The sequence below is a fragment of the Eggerthella timonensis genome, assembly GCF_900184265.1.
Lineage (GTDB): Bacteria > Actinomycetota > Coriobacteriia > Coriobacteriales > Eggerthellaceae > Eggerthella > Eggerthella timonensis.
Window position 1 is genome coordinate 3,640,304 of record NZ_FXXA01000002.1, and the last position, 24,146, is coordinate 3,664,449.

Annotated in this window: 20 protein-coding genes and 1 pseudogene; 2 read left to right on the forward strand and 19 right to left on the reverse strand. The window is 66.1% G+C overall.

The features are described 5' to 3' along the window. Window positions 1–7: 7 nt before the first annotated feature. Genes C1A15_RS15605 through accB form a run of 3 tightly spaced genes read right to left on the reverse strand, consistent with a single transcriptional unit; the run spans window position 8 to window position 3,590 of the window. On the reverse strand, window positions 8–355 hold the full coding sequence (locus C1A15_RS15605) for an Asp23/Gls24 family envelope stress response protein (protein WP_015761248.1): 348 nt from the start codon (window positions 353–355) through the stop codon (window positions 8–10). Beyond that, the gene (gene accC / locus C1A15_RS15610; protein WP_101723421.1) at window positions 352–1,704 is read right to left on the reverse strand and encodes an acetyl-CoA carboxylase biotin carboxylase subunit; all 1,353 of its coding nucleotides are present in this window, start codon (window positions 1,702–1,704) and stop codon (window positions 352–354) included. The genes C1A15_RS15605 and accC overlap by 4 nt, the downstream gene beginning before the upstream one ends. Continuing rightward, window positions 1,704–3,590, reverse strand: coding sequence for an acetyl-CoA carboxylase biotin carboxyl carrier protein (accB, locus tag C1A15_RS15615; RefSeq protein WP_101723422.1), 1,887 nt, complete (start codon window positions 3,588–3,590; stop codon window positions 1,704–1,706). Before accB ends, accC begins: the two co-directional genes overlap by 1 nt. 234 nt (window positions 3,591–3,824) lie before the next feature. On the opposite strand from accB, the gene C1A15_RS15620 reads away from it, so the two are divergent. Continuing rightward, on the forward strand, window positions 3,825–4,130 hold the full coding sequence (locus tag C1A15_RS15620; RefSeq protein ID WP_245865054.1) for a helix-turn-helix domain-containing protein: 306 nt from the start codon (window positions 3,825–3,827) through the stop codon (window positions 4,128–4,130). Between the two features lie 58 nt (window positions 4,131–4,188). On the opposite strand, the gene efp is transcribed toward C1A15_RS15620, so the two are convergent. Then, complete coding sequence (efp, locus tag C1A15_RS15625; protein WP_101723424.1) at window positions 4,189–4,749, reverse strand: elongation factor P; 561 nt, start codon at window positions 4,747–4,749, stop codon at window positions 4,189–4,191. 594 nt (window positions 4,750–5,343) lie between these two features. Between efp and C1A15_RS17295 the strand changes: the two genes are divergently transcribed. Continuing rightward, entirely contained in the window at window positions 5,344–6,378 is a 1,035-nt protein-coding gene (locus C1A15_RS17295) for a hypothetical protein (RefSeq protein ID WP_245865055.1), read from the forward strand. A gap of 23 nt (window positions 6,379–6,401) precedes the next feature. Here C1A15_RS17295 and C1A15_RS15635 read toward each other — a convergent pair whose 3' ends face one another. The 15 genes and pseudogenes from C1A15_RS15635 to C1A15_RS15705 all read right to left on the reverse strand — a co-directional run bounded on the left by C1A15_RS15635 (window position 6,402) and on the right by C1A15_RS15705 (window position 24,138). Next, window positions 6,402–7,550 (reverse strand): M24 family metallopeptidase, encoded by a 1,149-nt coding sequence (locus tag C1A15_RS15635; protein ID WP_101723825.1) that lies wholly within the window; start codon window positions 7,548–7,550, stop codon window positions 6,402–6,404. Between the two features lie 69 nt (window positions 7,551–7,619). After that, window positions 7,620–8,033 (reverse strand): annotated as a pseudogene (gene aroQ / locus C1A15_RS15640) (type II 3-dehydroquinate dehydratase); the annotation flags it as partial. A gap of 30 nt (window positions 8,034–8,063) precedes the next feature. Next, window positions 8,064–9,176, reverse strand: a complete 1,113-nt coding sequence (gene aroB, locus C1A15_RS15645) for a 3-dehydroquinate synthase (protein ID WP_101723425.1) — start codon at window positions 9,174–9,176, stop codon at window positions 8,064–8,066. After that, window positions 9,158–9,697: a shikimate kinase gene (locus C1A15_RS15650; protein WP_101723426.1), complete on the reverse strand. Its 540-nt coding sequence runs from the start codon at window positions 9,695–9,697 to the stop codon at window positions 9,158–9,160. Before C1A15_RS15650 ends, aroB begins: the two co-directional genes overlap by 19 nt. Before the next feature lie 26 nt (window positions 9,698–9,723). Continuing rightward, window positions 9,724–10,896 carry a chorismate synthase gene (gene aroC / locus C1A15_RS15655; RefSeq protein ID WP_101723427.1) on the reverse strand — a complete coding sequence of 391 codons (1,173 nt, stop codon included), beginning with the start codon at window positions 10,894–10,896 and terminating at the stop codon, window positions 9,724–9,726. A gap of 218 nt (window positions 10,897–11,114) precedes the next feature. After that, on the reverse strand, window positions 11,115–12,038 hold the full coding sequence (locus tag C1A15_RS15660) for a shikimate dehydrogenase family protein (RefSeq protein WP_101723428.1): 924 nt from the start codon (window positions 12,036–12,038) through the stop codon (window positions 11,115–11,117). Continuing rightward, on the reverse strand, window positions 12,035–12,625 hold the full coding sequence (locus tag C1A15_RS15665; protein ID WP_101723429.1) for a YqeG family HAD IIIA-type phosphatase: 591 nt from the start codon (window positions 12,623–12,625) through the stop codon (window positions 12,035–12,037). Before C1A15_RS15665 ends, C1A15_RS15660 begins: the two co-directional genes overlap by 4 nt. 18 nt (window positions 12,626–12,643) lie before the next feature. Then, complete coding sequence (gene mltG, locus C1A15_RS15670) at window positions 12,644–13,801, reverse strand: endolytic transglycosylase MltG (protein ID WP_101723430.1); 1,158 nt, start codon at window positions 13,799–13,801, stop codon at window positions 12,644–12,646. A 16-nt stretch (window positions 13,802–13,817) separates the two neighbouring features. Then, window positions 13,818–14,237 (reverse strand): Holliday junction resolvase RuvX, encoded by a 420-nt coding sequence (gene ruvX / locus C1A15_RS15675; RefSeq protein WP_101723826.1) that lies wholly within the window; start codon window positions 14,235–14,237, stop codon window positions 13,818–13,820. 669 nt (window positions 14,238–14,906) lie between these two features. Next, a complete protein-coding gene (alaS, locus tag C1A15_RS15680) occupies window positions 14,907–17,543 on the reverse strand; it encodes an alanine--tRNA ligase (protein ID WP_101723431.1) in 2,637 nt (878 codons plus the stop codon). A 121-nt stretch (window positions 17,544–17,664) separates the two neighbouring features. Beyond that, window positions 17,665–18,954: an AI-2E family transporter gene (locus tag C1A15_RS15685; protein ID WP_101723827.1), complete on the reverse strand. Its 1,290-nt coding sequence runs from the start codon at window positions 18,952–18,954 to the stop codon at window positions 17,665–17,667. A 31-nt stretch (window positions 18,955–18,985) separates the two neighbouring features. After that, window positions 18,986–19,831: a DUF948 domain-containing protein gene (locus C1A15_RS15690; RefSeq protein ID WP_101723432.1), complete on the reverse strand. Its 846-nt coding sequence runs from the start codon at window positions 19,829–19,831 to the stop codon at window positions 18,986–18,988. 105 nt (window positions 19,832–19,936) lie between these two features. Continuing rightward, window positions 19,937–21,277, reverse strand: coding sequence for a replication-associated recombination protein A (locus tag C1A15_RS15695; protein WP_101723433.1), 1,341 nt, complete (start codon window positions 21,275–21,277; stop codon window positions 19,937–19,939). A gap of 811 nt (window positions 21,278–22,088) precedes the next feature. Next, on the reverse strand, window positions 22,089–23,420 hold the full coding sequence (locus C1A15_RS15700; protein WP_101723434.1) for an FAD-dependent oxidoreductase: 1,332 nt from the start codon (window positions 23,418–23,420) through the stop codon (window positions 22,089–22,091). 94 nt (window positions 23,421–23,514) lie between these two features. Beyond that, window positions 23,515–24,138: a hypothetical protein gene (locus C1A15_RS15705; protein ID WP_146001875.1), complete on the reverse strand. Its 624-nt coding sequence runs from the start codon at window positions 24,136–24,138 to the stop codon at window positions 23,515–23,517. Between the last annotated feature and the right edge of the window lie 8 nt (window positions 24,139–24,146).

Sequence of the window (24,146 nt, forward strand, 5' to 3'; positions counted from 1 at the left end):
CGGGCGTTTAGCGGGCGAACTGCATGCCGTCGATGTACACGTCCACGGCACCCACGGGAATGCCCACCTGGCTGGTCACCGCATCGGAGATAGCCTGGCGAATGCTGGCGGCGAGGTCGGGAAGCACGAAGCCGTAGTACACGTCCACGCGAATGGAAATCTGCAGCTTGTCGTCCTCGCCCACGGTGATCTCGATGCCCTGCGTGGTCGGCTTGCTGCCGAACACGGAGCGCAGGCCGCTCGTGGTGGACGGGCCGATGCAGGCCACGCCTTCCACTTCGTTGGCCGCAATGGACACGATGGTTTCGACGACGCCCGGCGCAAGCGCCATGCCGTCGACGTTGAGCTCTGTCATAGTACGTCTCCCATCTGGGTTTCGATGAAGTCGGTGGTCACGTCGCCCGAGCAGAACACCGCGTTGTCGAGCACGCGACGATGGAACGCGATCGTAGTCTCGATGCCCTCGATCACGAACTCGTCGAGCGCGCGGCGACCGCGCGCGAGCGCTTCCTCGCGATCCTGGCCGTACACCACGAGCTTCGCCACAAGCGAGTCGTAGTAGGGCGAGATGCGCGAGCCCGTGCGCACGTAGCTTTCCACGCGCACGCCGGGGCCGGCCGGAGCCTCGAACTTCGTGATGGTGCCGGGGCACGGGCGGAAGCCGTGCTGGGGGTCTTCCGCGTTGATACGGAATTCCATCGCATGGCCCGCAGGCGAGAACGGCGCACGGTCGGCGCAGCTCATGGGCTCGCCGGAGGCGATGCGCAGCTGCTCCTTGATGATGTCGGTGCCGGTGATCTGCTCGGTCACCGGGTGCTCCACCTGCACGCGCGTGTTCATCTCCATGAAGTAGAACGACCCGCGCTCGTCGAGCAGAAACTCGATGGTGCCGGCGTTCTTGTAGTTCGTGGCGCGCACGGCCTTGATGGCCGCCACGCCCATGGCGCGGCGCAGGTCCTCGGTCAGCGCCGACGAGGGCGCTTCCTCGATGAGCTTCTGATGGCGGCGCTGCACGGAGCAGTCGCGCTCGCACAGGGCGATGTTGTTGCCGAAGTCGTCGGCCAGCACCTGGATCTCCACGTGACGCGGGCGCAGCACGAGCTTCTCCAGGTACACGCCGTCGTTGCCGAACGCGGCGCCGGCCTCGTTGCGGGCCGCGGCGTACTGCGCCTCGAGGTCGGCCGGGTCGTGCACTTCGCGCATGCCCTTGCCGCCGCCGCCTGCCGTCGCCTTGATGAGCACGGGATAGCCCACGGTGTCGGCGAATGCCTTGGCCTCGGCCGCCGTTTCGATGCAGCCGTCGGAGCCCGGGACGGTGGGCACGCCGCACGCCTTCATGGTCTCGCGCGCGGAGCTCTTGTCGCCCATGCGCTCGATGCACTCGGGGCTGGGCCCGATGAACACGAGGTCGTTGTCGGCGCAGGCGCGGGCGAAGTCGGCGTTCTCGGCGAGGAAGCCGTAGCCGGGATGCACGGCCTCCGCGCCAGTGGTCTTCGCCGCCGCGATGATGTTCGGTATGATAAGGTAGCTCTTGTTCGCCTGAGCAGGGCCGATGCACACAGCCTCGTCGGCGTACTGCACGGGGTAGGTGTTGGCGTCCTCGGTCGAGTAGACCGCGACCGTCTTCACGCCCAGCTCCTTGCAGGCGCGCATGACGCGCAGGGCGACCTCGCCGCGGTTGGCGATCAGGATCTTCTTAAACATTACGCCGTCTCCGGGGCCGGGGCCGGGGCGCCATGCGGCTCGACGTAGAACAGCACCGTGCCGAACTCGACGGGGGACGCGTCCTCGAGGCACACCTCGCGGACGGTGCCCATCTCCTCGGCTGCGATCTCGTTCATGAGCTTCATGGCCTCGACGATGCACAGCGTCTGGTTGGCGGCAACCTCGTCGCCCACCTGCACGAACGGAGGCTCGCCCGGCGCGGGGGACGCGTAGAACGTGCCCACCATGGGAGCCGTGACGGCGTACCAGTCGGAGGGGCGCTCGACGTCGTCCGCTGCGGCGGCAGGAGCGGCGGCTGCCGGAGCCGGGGCCACAGCGGCAACCGGAGCGGCGGCAGCAGCAGCGGCTTCGGAGGACAGGGTGCCCGGCATGCGCACGGCGATGCGGGTGCCCTCTTCCTCAACTACGATCTCGCCGACGCCGCTTTCCTCGGCGACGCGAACCAGCTCGCGAATCTGATTGATGTCCACGTAATCGTCCTCCTTGGTGTGGCTCGACTCCTGCTCCATGAGGAAGTCGACCTTCTCCGATGTGCGGTGCTTGCTGAGGAACGTGCGCGCCTCGTTCGGGAACAGGGCGTACATGAGCACGTCTTCCTCGCTCTTCGCAAGGTCGCCGATCTCTTCTTCAACCTGCGCGTAGGTGGTGGTGACGAGCGAGCCGGGCGCCACGTCGGGCGGCAGCATCTCGGAGTTGCCCACGACCTTCGCCACGATGTCCTTGTCCATGCGGCCCGGCGCCTTGCCGTAGTACCCGCAGATGTAGTCCTTCATCTCCTTGGACACGACGCTCCAACGCTTGCCGGTGAGCACGTTAAACACGGCCTGCGTGCCCACGATCTGCGACATCGGCGTGACGAGCGGCGGGTAGCCCACCTCGGCGCGCACCTTCGGGATCTCCTTCATGACCTCGGGCAGGCGGTCGGCCGCGTTCTGGATTTCCAGCTGCGACACGAGGTTCGACATCATGCCGCCCGGCACCTGGTGCGAGTACACCTGCATGTGCGTGAGCGACGAGACGCCGCGCTTGTAGTGGCCGCGCTTGCGCACGCCTTCCCAGTACTCGGCGATCTCGAACAAGAGATCGAGGTCGAGGCCGGTGTCGTAACGGCTCTCCTGGAGCGCGGCGACGATCATCTCGACGGCCGGGTGCGAGTTGCCGAACGCCAGCGGCGCATGGGCCGTGTCGGCGATGGCGGCGCCGGCTTCGGCGGCCTTGAGGATGTTGGCGGGAGCCATGCCGCCGACGTAGTGGCAATGGATGTGCAGCGGCAAACCGATTTCGGCATTGAAGGCCTTCACCATGCGCTCGGTGCGGTACGGCGTGAGCATGCCCGCCATGTCCTTGATGCAGATGGAGTCGGCACCGAGGTCCTTGAGCTTCTGACCGTAGTCGAGGAAGCTGTCGAGCGTGTGGACCGGCGACATCGTGTAGGAGATGGCTCCTTCGAAGTGGCCGCCGCATTCCTTGATGGCTTCGGCGTTGTCGACGACGTTGCGGATGTCGTTGAGCGCGTCGAACACGCGGAAGACATGCACGCCATTGCGCTTCGCGGCCTTGATGAAATGATTGCAGATGTCTCGCGAATAGTGCTTGTACCCCACCAAGTTCTGACCGCGGGACAGCATCGAGAGCGGCGTGTTCGGCGTCTGCGCCTTGATAGATCGCAGTCGCTCCCACGGGTTCTCGTCGAGGAAGCGCATGCACGTGTCAAACGTCGCACCGCCCCACGCCTCGATGGCCCAGTACCCGACACGGTCCATTTTAGGCAGGATCGGCAGCATATCGCCGATCTGCATGCGCGTGGCCCAGAGGCTTTGCTGGCCGTCACGGATGGTGGTATCCATGATCTGAAGCCTTGGCATGAACTCACACCCCCTTCGGTTTGCAGTTAGTCAAAGATCGAAACAAGAATTATAGAGTAACCCCACGCCGCCAAGGCGACGACCGGGGAAATTCACCGACAAGCAACAGATTTAGAGCGGCGGGAGGTTCGCCTCGGGATACGTATGCGGCGCGCTCATCAAAAAGAACCAGCATTGTAACCGCTGGATGACGGCTTGCGTTTTGCGCGCCGTTACGCTTGCTGTATGAGCGAGATGAGCAAAAACGAGAAGATGGCGCGCAAGGATCCCCTTGTCCAGCGCTTGTCCGCCGACCTGGGCAGCCGGCTTCTCGACGTGCGAACCTCCGAAGGACTTTCCCAAACCACGCTGGCCGAGATGGTGGGCACGAAGCACCCGCGCATCAGCAACCTCGAAGGCGGCCTCGTGGACGTGCGGCTCTCCGATATCGTGAAGCTGGCCCGTGCGCTCGACGTGGATCCCGGCGAGCTGCTCGACCTCGCCGCCTACAAGCTGAAGGACTATCCCCTTCCCCCGCCCGACAACCACGCGCGGTTGTAGCCGAAACGAACGAGGGCGCCCCGTGGGGCGCCCTCGTTACGAACGTGCTCGGTTGGCGCTAGACGCGCTTGATGAAGCGGCCGTCGCGGGTGTCGATCTGCAGGATGTCGCCCATCTCGACGAACGTGGGAACCTGCACCTCGACGCCGGTCTCCAGCGTGGCGGGCTTCGTCGTGTTGGTGGCCGTGTCGCCCTTGAAGCCGGGCTCGGTATGCGTGACCTCGAGCTCGACGAACATCTGCGGCTCGATGCTGATCAGCTCGTCGCCGGCGTACAGCAGCGACGCCTCGTCGTTCTCCTTGAGCCACTTCGCGGCATCGCCCACGGTGTCGGCCGGGATGGCCATCTGCTCGAAGGTGTCGTTGTCCATGAAGTTGAAGTCGGCGCCGTCGTTGTAGAGGTACTGCAGCTTCCTCGTCTCGAGGCGCACGGACTCCACCTTGACGCCGGCGTTGAACGTGTTGTCGATGACGCGGCCCGTCTTGATGTCGCGCAGCTTCGTGCGGACGAAGGCGCTGCCTTTGCCGGGCTTCACATGCTGGAACTCGACGATGGTGCACAGTTTGCCGTTAAACTCGATGCACATGCCGTTCTTGAAATCGGCGGTAGAGATAGCCATATTCGGTATTCCTTTCGTTCACGGGCGATCCGCTGCGTGCCGCGGGGCCCGATCAGCGTTCAAACTGGTTCATTATACTCATGAAGAGCTGGCCTGACGCTCGCACATCAAGGGTATCAGAAAAAAATCAGGGCAGGGCGAGGTCGACGACGCGTGTGCACGCGGTTGCCGGCATGCGCACGCGGTCTCCCACTTGAGCATGCGGTCGCCCATATGCGCACGCGGTCGCCGGCATGCGCGCCGCCTCCCACCTGCGTACGCGGTTGCCGACATGCGCGCGGTCTCCCATCTGCGTACGCGGTTGCCGACATGCGCGCCGCCTCCCACCCGTTCACGCCGCCTCCCACCTGCGTACGCGGTTGCCGACATGCGCGCGGTCTCCCAGCCGTTCACGCCGCCTCCCATCTGCGCGTGCCGCGGCCTCCCACCTGTGCACACCGCCTCCCAGCCGTGCACGCGGTCGCCGGCATCCCCGATTGCGGCAAAAAAATCGAGGTAGGTAAATTTCCATACGGGCAACCGCCCTCAAAGACAGCTTGAGGAATGTGCGACCTGGCGTTTTGCTCACGCCATCGCTGCACTAAGGGTCATTCCTTGCTGTTCCATTTACCTATCTCGATTTTTCTGCCAGATTCTTCTATAGTGGCCGACATGGACATACTCGTTGGATATCGCTCCGCTCTTGAATACTGGCGATTGGTCGGTCCTGGTTTCCTGCGCGGATACCAAGAACGCAGGGCCGCCACGCGCCGTGCGGCGAGAGCGTTGACGTCTTCCTCGAAGCCGCGGCTCGCGCAAGGAAACCGCCGGCCGGCCGGATGCAAGCTTCCCGTTCGCGCGATCGTCGGCACAACCGAAGCCAGAACGACGACAGCATGCCTGGTCAGCCATAAGTGGACGACCCTGCCGGCAAACTCGTTCGTCGACGCAGGACAAGGCTTCCTCGTCAGCACGCCTGAGTTCTGCTTCCTTCAGATGGCCCGCGAGATGACCGTCGCCCAACTCGTGCAGCTCGGGCTGGAACTATGCGGAACATACGCGTTGGTCGACGACGGTCCGGCGGTCTCGCACGACGCGTCGCTCACGACAGCTGCCAAACTTCGGGCCTTCGTCGAAGCTGCAGCGGGCGCGCCCGGGCGAGCCAAGGCGCTGCGCGCGACGCGCTACCTGCTGGACGGCTCGGCCTCGGCTATGGAAACCCTGCTCGCCCTGCTGCTGTATCTGCCGAACAACCTGGGCGGCTACGGGTTGAAGAAGCCGGTGCTGAACTATCGCGTCGACGTGCCGCCCAGCAGGCGCGATTTGGCCGACCGAGGCTATTGCCTGTGCGACCTTTGCTGGCCCGACGCCAAGCTCGCCGTCGAGTACGATTCCGAGCTGCACCATGCGGACTCCGACCGACAAAGCAGCGATGCGCGACGGCGCAGCACGCTCATCGCGCTCGGATTCACCGTGGTAACGGTTTTCCCTGGGCACATCGCGGATAGCAGCACCTTCAATCGTCTTGCGCGGCAGGTGGCGAAGGCGACTGGCAAACGCCTGCGGTACCGCGACCCCGAATTCACGCGCAAGCACCTGGAGCTGCGAGAACAGCTTTTCAAGGCTCTTTGGGAAGACCCCCACGCCTAAGAACGGCTATGCGGACCTGCCCGCTACAGCACCACCAGGTCGTGAGTCGACTGGGTGAAGACCTCGAAGCCGTCGGCCGTGATCACGCCGCAATCTTCCAGGCGCATGCCGAACTCGCCAGACAGGTACACGCCCGGCTCGACCGTCACCACGTTGCCCACCGTCAGCGCAGACTCGTTGCGCGGCGACAGCACGGGCAGCTCGTGGATGTCGATGCCCACGCCATGGCCCAAGCTGTGGCCCATCTTGCCGGCGTAACCGCCGTCCGCGAGCACGCGCTCGGCCAGCTCGTGCATGGCCTTGCCGGTGACCCCGGGCTTGAGCGCGGCCTCCACCTGCTCGTTCGCGTTGCGGATGGCCGCATAGGCGTCGCGCATCCGCGCGGACGGCTCGCCGAGGAACACGGTGCGCGTCATGTCCGAACAATAGCCGTGCGCCCGCGCGCCGAAGTCAAGCACGACGCACTGACCTGTCTCGAGCACCGTCTGCCCCGGAATGGCGTGAGGACTCGCGCCGTTCGCGCCCGTGGCGATGATGGAGGGGAACGCCAGGCCTTCGGCGCCGTGACGCCGCATGAAGTCCTCAAGCTCGATCTGCACCGCGCGCTCGGTCATGCCAGGGCGCATGAACGCGACGATGTGCGCGAACGCGGCATCGGTGATGGCCTGGGCCGCCTTCATGCGGACGATCTCGAGCGGCTCTTTCACGGCGCGCAGGCCGAGGACGAAGTCGGACGTCTCGCGTAGCTGCGGGCGTGCGGGCGCGTCGGCGAAGGCCGCTTCGAGCGCACGGTAGGAGCCGAGCGTCAGGGAGTCCTCGATGCCGAGCACGATGGCGTCGGCCTCGGCTGCCGGCTGCTCGCCGTGGCGCGCGGTGAACGCAGAGGCCACGAACGCGGCGTGCGTGACGCGGGCGTCGTCGACCGCGATGGCCCCTTCGTCGGCGGCAGCGACGCGCGCGGCCTCGCTGTAGCGCGAATCAGTGTGGAGCACCGCGTCGTGCGGGGTGACCAGCAGCGCATGGGCGTCCTCGTCGTCGAACACGCCGTCGAACCCGGTGAGCCAGGCGATGTTCGAGGTGTCGCGCGCGAAGAACGTGCGGATGCCCGCGTCGGCGCAGACGGCGCGCAGGCGGTCGAGGCGCGGGGCGGCAAGCGGCGCGGCAGCGCGCAGCTCGTCCCCTTGCGCCGAAGGCTGCGAAACGGAGCCCACAGGACGTTCGACCGGCTCAAGGGCCAAGAGCACGTCCACGGCTTCCTTGTAGCCCTCCTTGCCCTTCCCCTTGATCTGCGCCACGCACACCGGCGCGATGACCGAGGTGCGGCGGAACTCCTCGCGCGCCGAGATGTCGGACAGGTGCACCTCCACCGTGGGGACGTCGATGGACGAGACGGCGTCGCGCAGCGCGTAGGAGTAGTGCGTGTGCGCGCCGGGATTGTAGACGATGCCGTCGTACGCGCCGCGCGCCTCGTGCAGCTTGTCGACGAGCGCGCCTTCGTGGTTGCTCTGGAAGCAGTCGACGTGCGCGCCGCGCTCGGCCGCGTACGCCTCCACCTCGCGCTCGATGTCGGCGAGCGTCACCGTGCCGTACACGTCGGGCTCGCGCACTCCCAGCAGGTTGAGGTTCGGCCCGTTCAGCACCAGAATGTTCTTCATCGCTATCCGCTTCCCTTGCGCGTGTTGTCCTTACCCCTTCGAGCGGCGCCAGGCGGCGAGGTGCTCGAGGATGATGTCGTCGTCGACGTCGGCCAGCTGCCAGGAGCCCACGTCGCGCGGCAGCACGAAGCGCACCTGGCCGTGGCGGGCCTTCTTGTCGCGCTTCATCGCTTCCAGCATGGCCTCGGGCTCGGCCGACCAGTCGAGCGCGGGCAGGCCCAGCTCGTCGAGCAGGGAATCCTGCGTCTCGACCAAATCGAGCGGCGCATCGACCAGCGACACGGCCATGCGCGCGGCGAAGCGCATGCCCTCGGCCACCGCCGCGCCGTGCGAGAACGTGCCGTACCCCGCCAGCGATTCCACCGCATGCCCCAACGTGTGACCGTAGTTCAGGCACTCGCGCACGCCCTTGCTCTCGGACTTGTCGGCGGCCACCACGTCGGCCTTGAACACCACCGAGCGGGCGATGGCCTCTTCGACCACCACGTCGTCGCGCGCAGCCAGCGCGCCGGCCGCGTCGACGAGCCAGAAGAAGAACTCGTCGGAGTCGATGAGGGCCGACTTCGCGATCTCCGCGCAGCCGCAGGCCCATTCGCGCTCATCGAGCGTGGCGAGCGTGGCCGTGTCGGCGCACACGTACGACGGCTGCTTGAACGCGCCGACGAGGTTCTTGCCGGCCGCCAGGTTGACGCCGGTCTTGCCGCCCACCGACGAGTCCACCATCGACAGCAGCGTCGTGGGCACCTGCACCACCGGCACGCCGCGCATGTAGGACGCGGCCACGAACCCGGCGAGATCGCCCACCACGCCGCCGCCGAGCGCCACCACCGCGCAATCGCGCCCGAGCGCAAGCTCGGCCATGGCTTCCCAGATCTCGCCCGCCACCTCGATGGACTTCGACCCCTCGCCCGCGGGCACGGCGATGTCGCTCACGCGGAACCCCGCTTGCACGAGCGCTTCCTTCGCGTCCGCGCGGTAGAGCGGCGCCACGTTCTCGTCGGTGATGAGAAGCGCGCGCTCGGTTTCGGAAAGCGCGGGAATCCGGCGCAGATGCGCGCCCAAATTCGCCAGCACGCCGCCGCCGATGCGCACGTCGTAGGCTTCCTCACCGGGGATGTTGACGATTACTTTCGTTGCAGGCACAGGACGCCCTCCTTCTCAAGCGCGTTTTGCACTTCGCGCGCGATGGTTGCCACGTTCTTGCCGGCGGTGTCGATAGTGAGATCGGCTACCTCGGCGTACAGAGGCAGACGCTCCTCGGACGTCTTGCGCGCCGCATCGAGGTTCTGGAACAGGGGGCGCGTGGAGGTGTCGCTGATGCGCGATTTCGCCTCGTCGGCCGTCACCTGCAGGTACACGACGAACCCGGCATCCCTGAGCACGTCGCGGTTCTCGTCGCGCTTGACCACGCCGCCGCCGCACGACACGAGCAGCGGCTCCTTGCCGGCCAGCTCGCGCAGCACGTCGGTTTCGATGGCGCGGAAACCGTCCTCGCCCGCCTGCGCGAAGATCTCCTTCACGCGCTTGCCCTCGCGACGCTCGAGGTACGTGTCCATGTCCACCGACGCCACGCCGCAGGTGCGCGCCAAACGACGTGCGACCGAGGTTTTGCCGGCGCCCATGAACCCCACGAAGAACACGGGGCGCGTAAGCTCCCCCACCACGCGAGGTCGCCTCGAAGCCTCGTGCCTCATCGCGCCATCGTCCTGAGCCGCTGGCGGTAGGCTTTCACGGCCGCCTTGATGTCGGCCATGTTGTCGCGCCCGAACTTCTCGAGGTACGCCTCGGCCAGCACGAACGCCACCTCGCTCTCGGCAACCACGGCGCAGGCGGGCACGGCGCACGTGTCGCTGCGCTCCTTGGACGCCTCCTCCACCTCGAGCGTGTCGAGGTTCACCGTCTCGAGCGGCGTCATGAGCGTGGGAATGGGCTTCATGGCCGCGGACACGATGAGGGGCATGCCCGTGGTCATGCCGCCTTCGAGGCCGCCCGCGTTGTTCGACGTGCGCACGAAGCCGGCTTGCTTGTCGAGCGCTATGGGGTCGTGCACCTCCGAGCCCGGGCGGCGCGCCGCTTCGAAGCCCATGCCGAACTCAACGCCCTTGATGGCGGGGATGGAGAACAGCGCCGCGCCCAAGCGCGAGGTCAAACGGTCGCCCGCCGAGGCGTAGCCGCCCACGCCGGGCACGAGGCCCGTGACCACGACGCGGAACGTGCCTCCCAGGCTCTCGCCCGCATCTTTCGCGCGGTCGATCTCGGCTTTCATGGCCTCCGTGGCCTGCTCGTCAGGGCAGCGCACCTCGCTCGTCTCGATGGCGAGCGGCTTGTAGTCGGGGGCGTTCATGAGCGCGTCGTCCTCGTCGAAGGAAGCGCCGCCGATGGACGTGACGTACGAGAACACTTCCACGCCCAGGTCGGCCAAGAACTCGCGCGCGATGCCGGCCGCCGCCACGCGTGCCGCCGTCTCGCGGGCGCTCGCGCGCTCGAGGATGTTGCGGCAGTCGGACGTGTCGGTTTTGAGCGCGCCCACGAGGTCGGCGTGGCCGGGGCGCGGCGTGACCTCCCGCGTGAGGTCGGAGGGAGCGTCGCCGAACGCGGCCATGCGGTCGGTCCAGTTCTCCCAATCGCGGTTGCGCACCACGAGCGCGATGGGGGTTCCCAGCGTGCGCCCGAAGCGCACGCCGGAGACGACCTCCACGGTGTCGCGCTCGATGCGCTGACGACCGCCGCGCCCATAGCCGGACTGCCGACGCGCGAGGTCGGTGTTGATCTGCGATTCGGAGATCTTCAGGCCCGCGGGGACGCCATCGACGATGGCCGTGAGGCACGGACCGTGGCTCTCGCCTGCTGTTAGGTATCGCATAGTCTGTCGCTTTCCGCGCTGATACGAATGATGTTCGTATCGTATTGTACCCTACCGATCAGGCAAGGTCAGCGAAAAGCAGATCGCACGCCGCATCTACGAACGGGACGGGGGCGAGACAGAGGGACGGCGGGCGAGACAGGGGGACGGGGTAATTGTCTCATTTTGCTCGCAAAATGAGACAATTACCCCGTCCCCCTGTCTCGCCCGCCCCAGTCCTACAGGTCGAACCCTGCGGCTTCGGCCATGAGGGCGAACAGCTCGTCATCGGCGAGGGCGACATCCGCTTCGGCGAGATCGCACACGGCATGGACCGTGGCCACCGCCTGCGCCACCAGCATGCCGGCGCCGTCGTGCACCGTGCATCCCGCTTCGCGCGCGGCGCGCACGAGCGCCGTCTCGCCGTGGCCATACACCGCGTCGAACACGGCCTGCCCTGCGCGCAAAAGCGCGGTGTCGAACGGCGCGCCGTCGTCCTCGTTCATGCCGAGCGGCGTCGCGTTCACCACGAGATCGGCCGCTGCCAGGGCCTTCGTGGACGTGGTGTAGCTTCCGAATTTGAACGTGGTGCGCTCGTAGGCCGCACGGAAGCTGCGATGGTGCGCCTGCGCGGGTGGCAGATCCACTGTGGCGTTCGCCAGCAGGCCGAACCGCTCGACGTAGCCTTCGAGCACCTTGCGCGAACGCTCCTTATCGCGACCGACGAGCATGGCCACGTCGGCGCCCGCGATGGAACACGCATGCAGGATGGACAGCGCCGTGGGGCCCGTGCCGCACACGGCAACGCGCTTGCCCGCGAAGCTGAAGCCCGTGCGCTCCAGGTAGGCCACGCACCCCTGGCCGTCGGTGTTGAAGCCGATGAGCGCGCCGCCCTTCTTCACCAGCACATTCGCTCCCTGGGCGAGCTTCGCGGTAGCGGCTTTCGCCGTGGCCGCCTGATACGCGAGCGGCTTGTAGGGCGTGGTGATGTTGATGGATAGGAAGTCGCGCGCATCGAGGAACGACCGCGCTTCGTCCTCGGTTGCGCAATCGGCCAAATCGTAGCGCCACGGCAACCCGAGACGCTCGTACACGGCGTTGTACATCGCCGGAGACAGCGAGTGCGCGATGGGATGGCCCAGCAGGTAGAGGTGCTCCGTCATGATGATCCTTCCGCTCGCTCGTTCAAATCCGATGCGCTGAGAGATGCGCCTTCGCCTTCCTCGCAGGGAACCGCATTCGACGCCGTGGTGGCTCCTTCCGGCTTCCGCTCGCCCATGACGGCGCGCTCGAAATTGCGCAGCAGCAGCGTGTGGGGCAGGTCCTGCTCCACGAGCGGCGCCAGCAGGTACGCCTTCATGCCGAGGAAGTGCGCGCCCATGACGTCGGTGACCAGCTGATCCCCCACCACCACCGTCTCGGCGCGCTTCGCGCCCAGCTTGCCGAGCGCCATGAGGAACGCAGGCGGCAGCGGCTTGACGGCCTTCGCCACGATGGGCAGCGACAGGCGGTTCGCCAGGTGGTACACGCCTTCGTGCCAGTTGTTGGACACGAGGCAGAACGAGATGCCCGCATCGCGCGCCCTCGCCAGCCAGAATCCCACGTCGCGAGGCACCTCATGGGTGTCACGCGTGAGAATGGTGTTGTCCACGTCCAAGAGCACGTTGCGATAGCCCAGCGCCAGCAGGTCGCGGTCGATGTCGATGCGCGAGATGCGCGCGAAGTAGCGGTCGGGTTCGAGGAAGGCCATGTCGTTGTCGCTTACGTCCTACGAGAACGTCTGCTGATGCTCTTCGTACGTCTCGCTGAAGTAGTACTGCATCGCGCCGCTCTCGTCCTTAGCGAAGTAGAAGAAGTAGTAGTTCGTCTGCGCAGGGCTGCACACGGCTTTGAGGCAGTCGAGGCCCGGCGAGCAGATGGGCGTGGGCGGCAAACCCTGGTTCAGGTACGTGTTGAACGGCGTATTGTTCTCAAGGTCGGCAGGCTCGGGATCTTTGCCCAGCTCGTAGGCCGTGGTCGCGTCGCTTTGCAGGAAGCCGTAGTTCGGATCGCCGAAGTTGTTCAGGCGGTTGTAGAACACGGAGGCCACCTGGGCGCGGATCTGCTCGTCGCCCGACGACTCGCGCTCCACGATGGAGGCGAGGTTCACCGCGTCGTAGATGGTGAGGCCCTGGCTCTGCGGGTAGGACCAGTCGAGGCTCGCAGTCTCGGTCTGGAACTGGTCGAGCATCATGCGCACGACCGACTCGGCCGTGGCGTCCTCGCCGATCTCGTACGTCTTCGGGAACAGGAAGCCCTCGAGGCTGTTCGTGCCCGCGTCGGCCAAGAACGCATAGTCGGCCGCGTACACGCTGGCGTCGGACGCGGCGGCGGTGAACGCGTCGGCCGTGATGCGGTTCTCGGTGAAGCTCGCGACGCTCTGGGCGGTAGCCGCGAGCGTGCTGCCCTCGGGGATGGTGAGCGCGTTCGACGCGGGGCCGGCTTGCAGCTCGTTGATGATCTGATCGAGCGTGATGCCGCCGGCGAACGTGTAGGTGCCGGGCTTGAGCTGGGAGTCGACGCCCAGCTCGTTCACGCGCTTCGTGAAGTCGGATGCGCTGGTTACCAGGCGGGCCTCCTGCAAGTCCTCGCCGATGGCCTTGGCGCCGGCGCCTTCGGCCACCACGATGGTGGCTTCCTGGCCCTCGGCCAGAAGCTCGACCGGCTGCGCGGAGCAGCTGTTGAACAGGGTGAGCGCGCCCCACGCCAGGCCGCCAAGCACGACGACGGCCAGGATGGCCGCGAAGATGGCCGGCCCCTTGCTCTTCTTGGGGCGGATATAGCTGGTATCGTACGTGCGGAACTGACGCTCACCGCGAGCGTGAACCGAGCGCGCTGCGTGGTTCGGACGCTGGGAATAGGTGACTTGCTTCCTGTGCTGGGGCATGGACCGTCCTCTTCTTTCACCAAGCCTCGCGGCGCGCATCAAGCCACGCCTGCAAAAACAAACTCGCGGCTATCATATCTATTTTGCCCCGCATGGCCCGCTCGTTCAGGCCCTTTTCACGCAAACTCCGTTTGGCTTCCTGCGAGCTCAGGCGCTCGTCGGCGAACTCGTAGGGGATGCCGCACGCATCGGAGATGGTCTTCGCCGCAGCTCGTATGCGCACGGCCTGCGGCCCCTCCTCGCCCGCCATCGTGTAGGGAAGCCCGCACAGCAGCAATTCCGGCTCCCAATCCTCGAGCACGCGCTGAAACGGCTTCGCGCACGAAAGCACCTCGGCAGAAGGAAGCACCACCACCGGCGACGCAACGCGCTCCCCGGGGTCGCTCACCGCAACCCCCACGCGCGTTTCTCCGATGTCCAACGCCATGATTCGCATGATGAGCCCTTTCATGTTACCGGCGGATACGCGCGGCTTTCCGCTTTCAGCTTATTGTACGTCAGTGCGGCAACCTGGCGAAGAGCGCAAGCATGCTCGTAACCTCTTTTGAGGAAATCGCACGGTCGATAGACAGTGGCTTGTCGTCGAGGTGCGAGAATATGGCAGAAAAATCGACCTAGGTAAATGATGAACGCCCGGAGACCATCTTCGCGTCGTAGTTTGCACGCAAAACACCTGGTCGGTATTCTCACATGCTCGCTTTTAATCGAGTTAGCTATGCATAACTTTTACCTAGCTCGAAATTCTTGCCAGAATCAGCCCAGCGAACGACCGAACAGGATCCTTCGACTCGATTCGCACGTCTGAAATCGACGAGGACGACAAGACCGCCACACACGTCCCGAGTTGGCAGGCGCAGCAGCACGACCACTCCTCCAGGATGAAAAAAGGGCTTCTCCGATTCACGGAGAAGCCGCCGAAAAGGACGCCCCCGCAGGTTGAAGCGCCGCTCGCATAGCCGGCGCAACCTGCGGCAGAGGCGCCTCGGACCCGGGCGAAGGGGGTCCGAGGCGAGTTCCGCACGAGCCAAACAGCCCAGCGGGCTGTTTGCGCGAGCCAGGACTGTCTGAGCAGCGGACCCCCTTCGCCCGGGTCCAGCCGGCAACCCTACAGCAGCAGTTCGCGCGCAGCCTGAAGCGCCGCGTCGATGCCCGAGGCGTCCTTGCCGCCGGCCTGCGCCATGGCGGCCTTTCCGCCGCCGCCGCCCTTGATGTTCGGGGAGATCGCCTTGATGATGGCACCGGCGTCGAAGCCCGCCTCCACCGCCTCCGGCGTGCCGGCGGCCAGCAGCGTGGGCTTGCCCTCCTTCTCGGTGGCCAGCACCGCGGCGCCCGGCTTGCCGAGGCGCGCGCGCAGCACGTCCCACGCGTTGCGCATCTGACCCGCGTCGGCCTCGGGCAGGCGTCCGAAGACCACCGGGTAGCCGGCCTTCGCGTCAACGGCGCTCTCCAGCAACGCGGTGATGCCGTCGTCGGCGATGGTATGGCGGTTGCGCTTCATCTTCGTCTGCAGCTCCTTGAGCTGCTTCACGTTCGCGCCTGTGCGCTCGCTCACGTCGAACAGCGGCACGCGCAGCTCCTCGGCCGCCTCCTTGAGCTCGGCTTCCACACGGTTCATGTACGCCAGCGCGTCGAAGCTGGTCACCGCCTCCACGCGGCGCAGGTTCGCGCCGACGCTCGTCTCGGACGTGATCTTCACGAAGCCGATCTCGCTCGTGGCCGACACATGCGTGCCGCCGCACAGCTCCTGCGAGAACCCTTCGATGTCGAGCACGCGCACGAACTCGCCGTACTTCTCGCCGAACAGCGCCATGACGCCGGCTTCACGCGCCGACGCGAGCGACGTCTCGTAGGCGCGCACGGGATGGTTCTCCATAATCTTCTCGTTCGCCAGGCGCTCTACCTCGGCGATCTGCTCGGCCGTCATGGCCTCGAAGTGCGTGAAGTCGAAGCGCAGACGGCTGTGGGCGACGTAGCTGCCGGCCTGCTTCACGTGGTCGCCCAGCACCTCGCGCAGCGCCCAATGCAGGATGTGCGTGGCCGTGTGGTTGCGGCGGATGCGCTCGCGGCGCGGCACGTCGATGGCGGCGTGCACAGTGTCGCCCACGCTCACGCGCCCGTTCTCCACCTGCACGGTATGGGCGATCAGGCCCTTCTCGGGTTCTTTCGTGTCCAGCACGCGCACGGCGGCGTCGTCCTTCGTCATGGCGCCCGTGTCGCCGATCTGGCCGCCCTTCTCGGCGTAGAACGGCGTGGCGTCCAGCACGATGCGGCCCTCGTCGCCGGCCTCCAGCGCGTCGACCTGCTGGCCGTCCTTCACAAGCGCCAGCACGCGCGCATCGGCGTCGTTCTTCGCGTAGCCGAGGAACTCGGTGGGGCCCACGGCCTCGAGGATCTCGTTCATCACGCCGCCGTACGTGGACCAGGCCGCCTCGGCATCCTTCGTGTTGGCCGCGCGGGCGCGCTCGCGCTGCTCGTCCATGCAGCGGCCGAAACCCTCCATGTCCACCTCGATGCCGCGCTCGTCGCACAGCTCGCGCGTGACTTCCACGGGAAAGCCGTACGTGTCGTGCAGCGTGAAGGCGCGGTCGCCCGGCAGCACGACGCCCTCGAGCTCGGCCAGCGCCTCGTCGAGGAAGGCGCGGCCCTGGCGCAGGTTCGCGCCGAAGCGCTCCTCCTCGGACAGGATGACGCGGCGCATGAGCTCGCGGTTCTCCACGATCTCGGGGTACACGTGGCCCATGAGGTTCACGATCTCGTCAACGTACTCGTTGAGGAACGGCTTGTCGAGGCCCAGCAGGTGGCCCTTCATCACGGCGCGGCGCAGCAGACGGCGCAGCACGTAGCCGCGGCCTTCGTTGGACGGCAGGATGCCGTCGGCGATCATGAACGCCACGGCGCGGCTGTGATCGGCCATGATGCGCAAGCTGAGATCGGTGGCCGGGTCGCTGCCGTACACGGCGCCGCTCAGGCGCTCGCCCACCGCCACGAGGCTGCGCAGCACATCGGTCTCATAGTTGGACTGGACGCCCTGCAGGATGGCGGCGATGCGTTCGAGGCCCATGCCGGTGTCGATGTTCTTCTTCGGCAGCGGCACGAACGAGCCGTCCTCCTGGCCGTCGTACTGGGTGAACACGAGGTTCCAGTACTCCAGGAAGCGGTCGCAGTCGCAGCCCGGCGCGCAGTCGGGGCTGCCGCAGCCGAAGCTCTCGCCCTGGTCGAAGTAGATCTCCGAGCACGGGCCGCACGGGCCGGTGGGCCCGGCGCGCCAGAAGTTGTCCTCCTCGCCGAGACGCGAGATGTGGTCGTCGGGCACGCCGAGCTTCTTCCAGATCTCGATGGTCTCGTCATCGTCGAGGTACACGGTGAAGTACAGGCGCTCGGCCGGCAGACCCAGCACCTCGGTGGAGAACTCGTACGCCCACGCGCACATCTCCTCCTTGAAGTACTCGCCGAAGCTGAAGTTGCCCAGCATCTCGAAGAAGCTCTGGTGACGGCCCGTGGTGCCGATGATGTCGATGTCGTTCGTGCGCACGCACTTCTGAACCGTGGTCGTGCCGATGTAGGGGGCCTCGAGGTGCTTCTGCTGCAGGAAGTAGGGCTTGAACTGCACCATGCCGGCGCTCGTCAGCAAAAGCGACGGATCGTCGGGGATGAGCGAGGACGAAGGCCAGCGCTTGCAGCCCTTCTCCTCGAAAAAGCTCAGGTACTTCTCGCGGATCTCCGCGCTGGTCATGTACTTCATAGTCGTGTCTTTCTATCTCCTCGGGGGCCGCGTTGCACGGCCCGCTGCTCCACTCTCGACAACGCGGACGCCTCGGCATCCGCGCACCCCCACACATGCACGATCGCTGGACACCGACCGGTCAGCGCTTCTTGCGATGCAGCGCCTTCTTCTCCGCTTCGGCCTTGCGCTGCTCGACGCGTTCGAACGCCGCAGACACGTCGGGGTGCGGCGCCGTGGCGTCGGCGATGGGGTCGATCGCCCCGTCGGCGCCGGTGCTGCCCTGGAAGAACACGCCGTCTTCGGACACGAGGCGCCGACCGGTTCGTTTTTCGAAATAATACACGAAAACGGCCTTCGCGACGGCCACGGCGGGAATCGATGCCAACATGCCCACAAGCGAGCCCATGAAGCCGCTCATGGCGCCGCCGATGGCCGAGCCCGCCATCAACGCGATGAGGGTGAGCGCCGGGTGCACGTCAACCGAGTTCGCCATGATCTTCGGCGAGACGAACGTGTAGACGATCTGCTGTATGGCGATGGTGCCCAGAAGCGCGATCAACGCGATCCAGGGGCTCACGAACACGCCGACGACGGCAGCCAGCGCGCCGCCCAGCCACGGACCGACGATGGGAACGATGTTCAACAGGCCGGCGATGCCGCCGAGCGCTGCGGAGTTCGGAATGCCGATGACGCCGAACAGCACGCCGCACCCCACGCCGATGACCGCGCATTGCAGGAGCGTGCCCTTGATGTAGCCGCCCATCACGCGCGTGAACGTGACGTGCAGCATCTCAAGGTCTTCCTTGCGCTTCGGACCGGCCAGGCGCATGCTCTCGCGGCCGAGCTCGGGCAGCTCCATGAGCATCCAGAACGCTACGACCAGCGCGAAGCCGATGGCGACGAAGCTGTTGACCACGCCGGTGCCGATGGCCACCACGCCCGTGGTGCTGTCGCGCACGAACGACGAGGCCCAATCGGCCAACGCCTTGAGCGCTTGGTTGAGCCAATCCTGCACGGTGCTGTTCGACAGCAGGTCGGCGTAGCGGGAATACAGGTCGTTGCCCCAGCCGATGATGGTCTGCACGTAACCGGGGACGCTTTCAACGAGGCTGGTGAACTGGCCGCCCAGGCCGAAAGCCGGCGAGAACAGCAAAAAGCCCACGAGGGCCAGCGTCACGAACATGAGCAGGTAGGCTATCGTCGTGCCGGCGACGCGGGGCACGCCGAGCTTCTGGAGCTTGTTCACGGGCCCGCGCAGGCAGAACACGATGACGGTGGTCCATATGATGATGCCCACCGGCACGCTGAGGATGTTGAACAGGTAGACGAGCACGGCCGTGAGCAGGATGCCGCCCACGATCGTCCACACTATGAGGAAGCTGCGCTTCGCCTTATCGGTTTTTGTCGATTCGGGTTGGGGAGTGTCCACCAAGCCGCCCTTTCGTGCCGTGTGCCGTCGCTTACTTGCCCTGCTCCGCGTTCGCGCCCGCGCCGTACGTGAAGTACTGCTGCGCGGCAGCGGCGTCGGCGTTCGCTGCGGTGGTCACGGCATCCGCCATGCTGGCGGCCGCTTCGGAGGTCTTGTCGGCGGCGGCGCGCTTGGCCTCGGCCTTCTCCTCGCGCTCGGCGCGCTGCTCGGCACGCTGCTCGCGCTGGTCGGCCACGGCTTCCTGCGCGGCCTTCACCGAGGTCGTCACCACGCCTTTGACCACGTCGGTGGCAGAAACGGGCACCTCGGTGTTCGGGGTGGACGCAGGACGCTCGTGCGCGGGAGCGGGCGCCGGGGCGGGAGCGGCGGGGCGCTCGTACGACGGGCGCTCAACGGGAGCCTCAGCGGCATGCTCGCCCTCGGCGCGCTCGGCCTTCGCCTGGCCTAGGGCCACCGACTCGTCGCTGGCGCGACGCGACTTGAACGCGTTGCGCACGCGCGAAGTGACGTTGTTCACGAGTTCCACCGGGGCGTTCGTCACCGTGTCCACCGCTTCGACGGCCGAGGACACCGAATCGGTGATCTCGTTCACGTCTTCGAGGATCTGGTCGACGCGCATGATCTCGAGGTTAGCGGCGTCCACCGTCAGCGACACGCGCTCCACGAGCGGGTCGACCTTCGCCGCGACGGGCTCGAGCGATGCCGTGATGCGCTCCACGCTTGCAAGCGTGGGCTCGACCTGCTTCTGCAGATCGTCGACCGTCTTGCGCGTCTTGCGGACGGTCATGACAAGCTCGATGACGAGCCACACCAGCACCGCGCCCACGATCACGTAGATCACCGGCAACGCTATGCTGAGAATTTCGCTGATATCCACCGTATGCCTCCTGTTTCCGAAGCCATTACTATAGCACGAGCACCTTGGATGATATACAGACCGAGGTCAACTTTTCACCCTGCTTCCATAGGAGTAGGCAATCGGTTACTTTCCGCGCGACGTGGGGTTTTCCCCGGCGTCGAGGCGGTCGCGCGCGAACGTGTCGCTGCGGTAGGCCTCCCAGCCGCGATCGCTGGAACGGTAGAAGCATCCGCGCTGCAGGCCGTCGGGCAGGTACTGCTGGTCCACCCACCCGCTGGGATAGCTGTGCGGGTACTGGTACGTGCCGTAGTTCTCCGATCCGGGACGATGGCGATCGCGCAGGTGGTCGGGCACGTTGCGCGATGGGCCCTTGCGCACCTCGGCCAGCGCGGCGTCGATGCCGGCTTCGGCCGCGTTGCTCTTGGGCGCGAGGGCGAGGTAGATGGCGGCCTGCGCCAGGTTGATGCGGCACTCGGGATAGCCGATGACCTCGGCCGACTTGAACGCGGCTTCGGCGACGAGCAGCGCCTGCGGGTCGGCGTTGCCGATATCCTCCGACGCGGCGATGAACATGCGGCGCGCGATGAACTTCGGGTCCTCTCCCCCGTCGATCATGCGGGCGAGCCAATACAGGGCGGCATCGGGGTCGCTGCCGCGCATAGACTTGATGAACGCCGAGATGACGTCGTAGTGCATGTCCTTGTTCTTGTCGTACGGCAGCGATCGGTGCGGGGTGGCCGCGCGCACGTTGTCCTCGGTGATCTTCGCGGGCTTCTTCGCCGTGCCGGGCTCCACCATGCCGGCGGCCAGCTCGAGCGTGGTGAGGGCCGCGCGCCCGTCGCCGCCCGCCAACAGCACGATGGCATCGCGCGCCTTATCGTCCAGCTGGTAGCGTCCGCCCAAGCCGCGCTCGTCGGTCAGCGCGCGCTCCACGAGGGCGACGACCTCCTCGTCCGACAGCCCGTGCAGCTCCACGACGCGCGATCGGCTGATCAGCGCGGAGTTCACCTCGAAGAACGGGTTCTCCGTGGTGGCGCCCACCAGCACGAGGACGCGATCTTCCACCGCGTGCAGCAGCGCGTCCTGCTGGCTGCGGTTGAACCGGTGGATCTCGTCGACGAACAGGATGGTGCGCAGGCCGAACGCCGACAGGCGCTTGTCGGCCGCGTCGATCTCGCGGCGCAGGTCCGACACGGTGCCGCCGATGGCCGACACTTCCACGAACGTGGCCTTCGTCGTCTCGGCGATGACGTGCGCGAGCGAGGTTTTGCCGGTGCCCGCGGGGCCGAACAGGATGACCGAGCTCAGCTGGTCCTGCTCGATGGCGTTGCGCAGCCACGAGCCGGGGCCCACCGCCTCGTCCTGGCCGACCACTTCTTCGAGCGTGCGCGGGCGCATGCGCACCGCGAGGGGCGCGACTTCCGACTTTCGCTCGTTTTCCATTTCAGTAAATAGCGTATCCATGCCGCATATCGTATCATGCGAACGCCTGTTTGCCTACCTATGTTTGTGGATTCGACGAAACAACCGGATGTCAAGACTTTATTTTGACAGTGCTACCCATATACTCAAAGATAGGTCCTGCCCTCGTAGCCATACTTTGCGATGGACCGATGCTGATACATGAGGGAGCTCAAGATCGCGCGTGAAATGGGGATTCGTGTCTGTCGATACGAAAGCCAGGAAGCGAGCTGCGAGCACCCACCTTTTAAGGTGGGTTCATCCTTCTGGCCGGGGGCGGGGCTTTCTTGCTCAAGTGCACCCATCGACTTCGAACGAGCACGTCCCGCGATCGTCGATGCCCCAGACCCCTCCTTCACAAGCGCAAGCACCCTCGCGACCGCCTCGAGGTGCCTCGCGTGATGCGAGCACAGAGCGCAATGTGATGCAAAATCGGATTTTTGGCACGTCGCCGCGCTCGTTCATCAGGCCCAGCTGAACGTGAGCTGGAGTTTTCCGGGATACCCTCCGCCACCGAAGCTTAAAGCCCGTTTCCGGAAGGCCAGGACAAGCCAAAAACTCGATTTTGCATCGTAGAGTTCCCCGCATAATGCACAGGGAGATGCTAACGGGGCAAGAGGCGCGCCGGACCGGGATGGCGCCACCAACCTGCCTTCGTCTTGCCAGCCGCGCCCCTCGCCCGCCTGCTCGCGAGCGCGAAGCTCGCCGTTCGACAGACGCGAAAGGGGCTGCAACGTCGACGTTGCAGCCCCTTTCCTTTGGGAAGCCGTGCAGGTCGCGCAGCGGGGAGGGAGGCCGCGCTGACGAGGGATCGCTAGGCGACGGCTTCCGAGTTGGCCATGTTCTTGCCGGCGATGCGCCCGAACGCGAACGAGAAGCTCACGTAGCAGCCGCATCCGGGGTAGTTGCCCGGAACGCCGAAGATGTTGGAACCGGTGTCGCAACCCGAGCAGTACAGGTGCGGGATCGGCTCGCCCCACACGTCGAGGACTTGAGCGTCCGTGTTGATGACGAGGCCGCCGTGCGTCTCGGCCAGATTCATGGCCGGCACTTCCATGTACCCGTCGGAATCCATGTCCCAGCTGTTGTACACGTCGTTGTACTGCACGTTGTAGTGGTACTGCTGCGCCACCTCGATGGGATAGTAGTTGCACATGTTGTACAGATCGGCGCCCACGGCCATGGCCGCCTTCACGCCGTCGCCCGTGCAATCCTTGCACATGTAGGTTGCGTAGTCGAGCGCGTCCTGGCAGAAGCGCTCTTGCATGTCCAAACCGGCCGGGAACCCACCCGTGGCCAGCATGACGCCCTTGTTCGCCTTATAGAACACGGTGCCGTCGGGGCCTTCGGCTTCCACGCCGACGACCACGCCCTCGGCATTCGTCACCAGCTTCACGAGCGCGGTGTTGAAGACGGCTTCGATGGCGTCCTGCTTCTCGATGCACGCCAGCAGCGGGTCGAACAGCTCGGGCCCAGAGTTAGCCGTATTGTCGGGAGCCGCCTTGGCCCAGTGGGTGCGCGGGACGGCCTCCTCCTGCTTGACGCCGAACTTCTCGTACTCGCAACCCGTCGCGTCGAGGCAACCGCCCACGGCGCCGTTGTGACGCCCCTCGTCGACCGCGCTGTTCGCCTCGGCCATGGCCACTTCGAAGCACGGCTGCCCCAGGTACTCCTCCGCAAGCGCGTCGAGCCAGTCGACGTTCGGGCCGGCCACGTCGGCGTACGCACGCGCGATCTCCTTGCTGCACGTGCCGTCGGTGCAGGTCATGACCCAGTCGTACAGAGCATCCGCGCTGTCTTCGATGCCGAGCGCCTGCTGGATCTTGGTCGGCGCCCCCATGATGGCTCCGCCGCAACGGGCCATCGAGCCGCCCGGCAGCGCGGCTTTCTCGAGGATGATCACCGACGCGCCGTTCGCCGCCGCCTCGATGGCGCAGGAAGCGCCGGCCGCGCCGTAGCCGCATACCACGACGTCGGCCTCTTTCGCCCATGCGATGGACGTCGCATCCGAAACCGGCTCGGACGCCGCGTTGGCCGAGCCTCCGCCGGACGAGCACCCGGCAAGCGCCCCGCCCGCCATCGCGATCGCCGCGATGCCGGTGCCCTTCAAGAAGTTCCTGCGAGTAAAGCGTGTGTCGTTCCCCATGATCGTACCTTTCCCTTCCTCCGATATGCCGCCGCGGCCAACCTCGGGCGCGGCGGGGTTTCACGGCGATGCCGCGTCATCCCTCAAGCACGTCCTAGCTGTGGCAGGTGTAGCATTCGTATACGTCGGCGTGATGGCAGCTTGCGCACGCGCGCTGGGCCTTTTTCTCGATGGTGGCGCCCGAGACGTGCGTTTGATGACAGCTCGTGCAGGTCACTTCGGCATGGTCGGCCGACTCCGGCAGCGCATGCGGGTTGACCACGGTGCCGTTCGCATCGGTAAGCGTCTCCACGCCTGCCGTGGCGGCCGCAACCTCGTCGAGCGCATGGCAGCTTTCGCACGTCGCCGCATCCACCGCCGTGCTCTTCAACACAGCCTTCGCCGCTTTCTCCGCCGTCGCCCCCTCGTGGGCCGATGCGAGCGTCGAAGCGTCGGCGTGGCACACGGCGCACGCCGTCCCCTCGTGCTGGGAGGCGGCGCAAGTGCCATCATCGAACGACGCTTGCTCCTTCGCGTGGCACATGCCGCAATCGCTCGTTTCCGACCAGGAGAAATCGACCTGCACCGCAGCCGCTTCGTCGTCTTTCGGCGAAGCGGCGCCCTCGTTCGCCTTCGGCGCGCACCCAGCGAGCCCGCACGCCAACGCCGCGAGCGTCAGCACCGCGACCGCTCCCGCCCGCATCGATGAGCAAGCTGCCTTTCGTTCGTCACTTTTCATGATTCCCC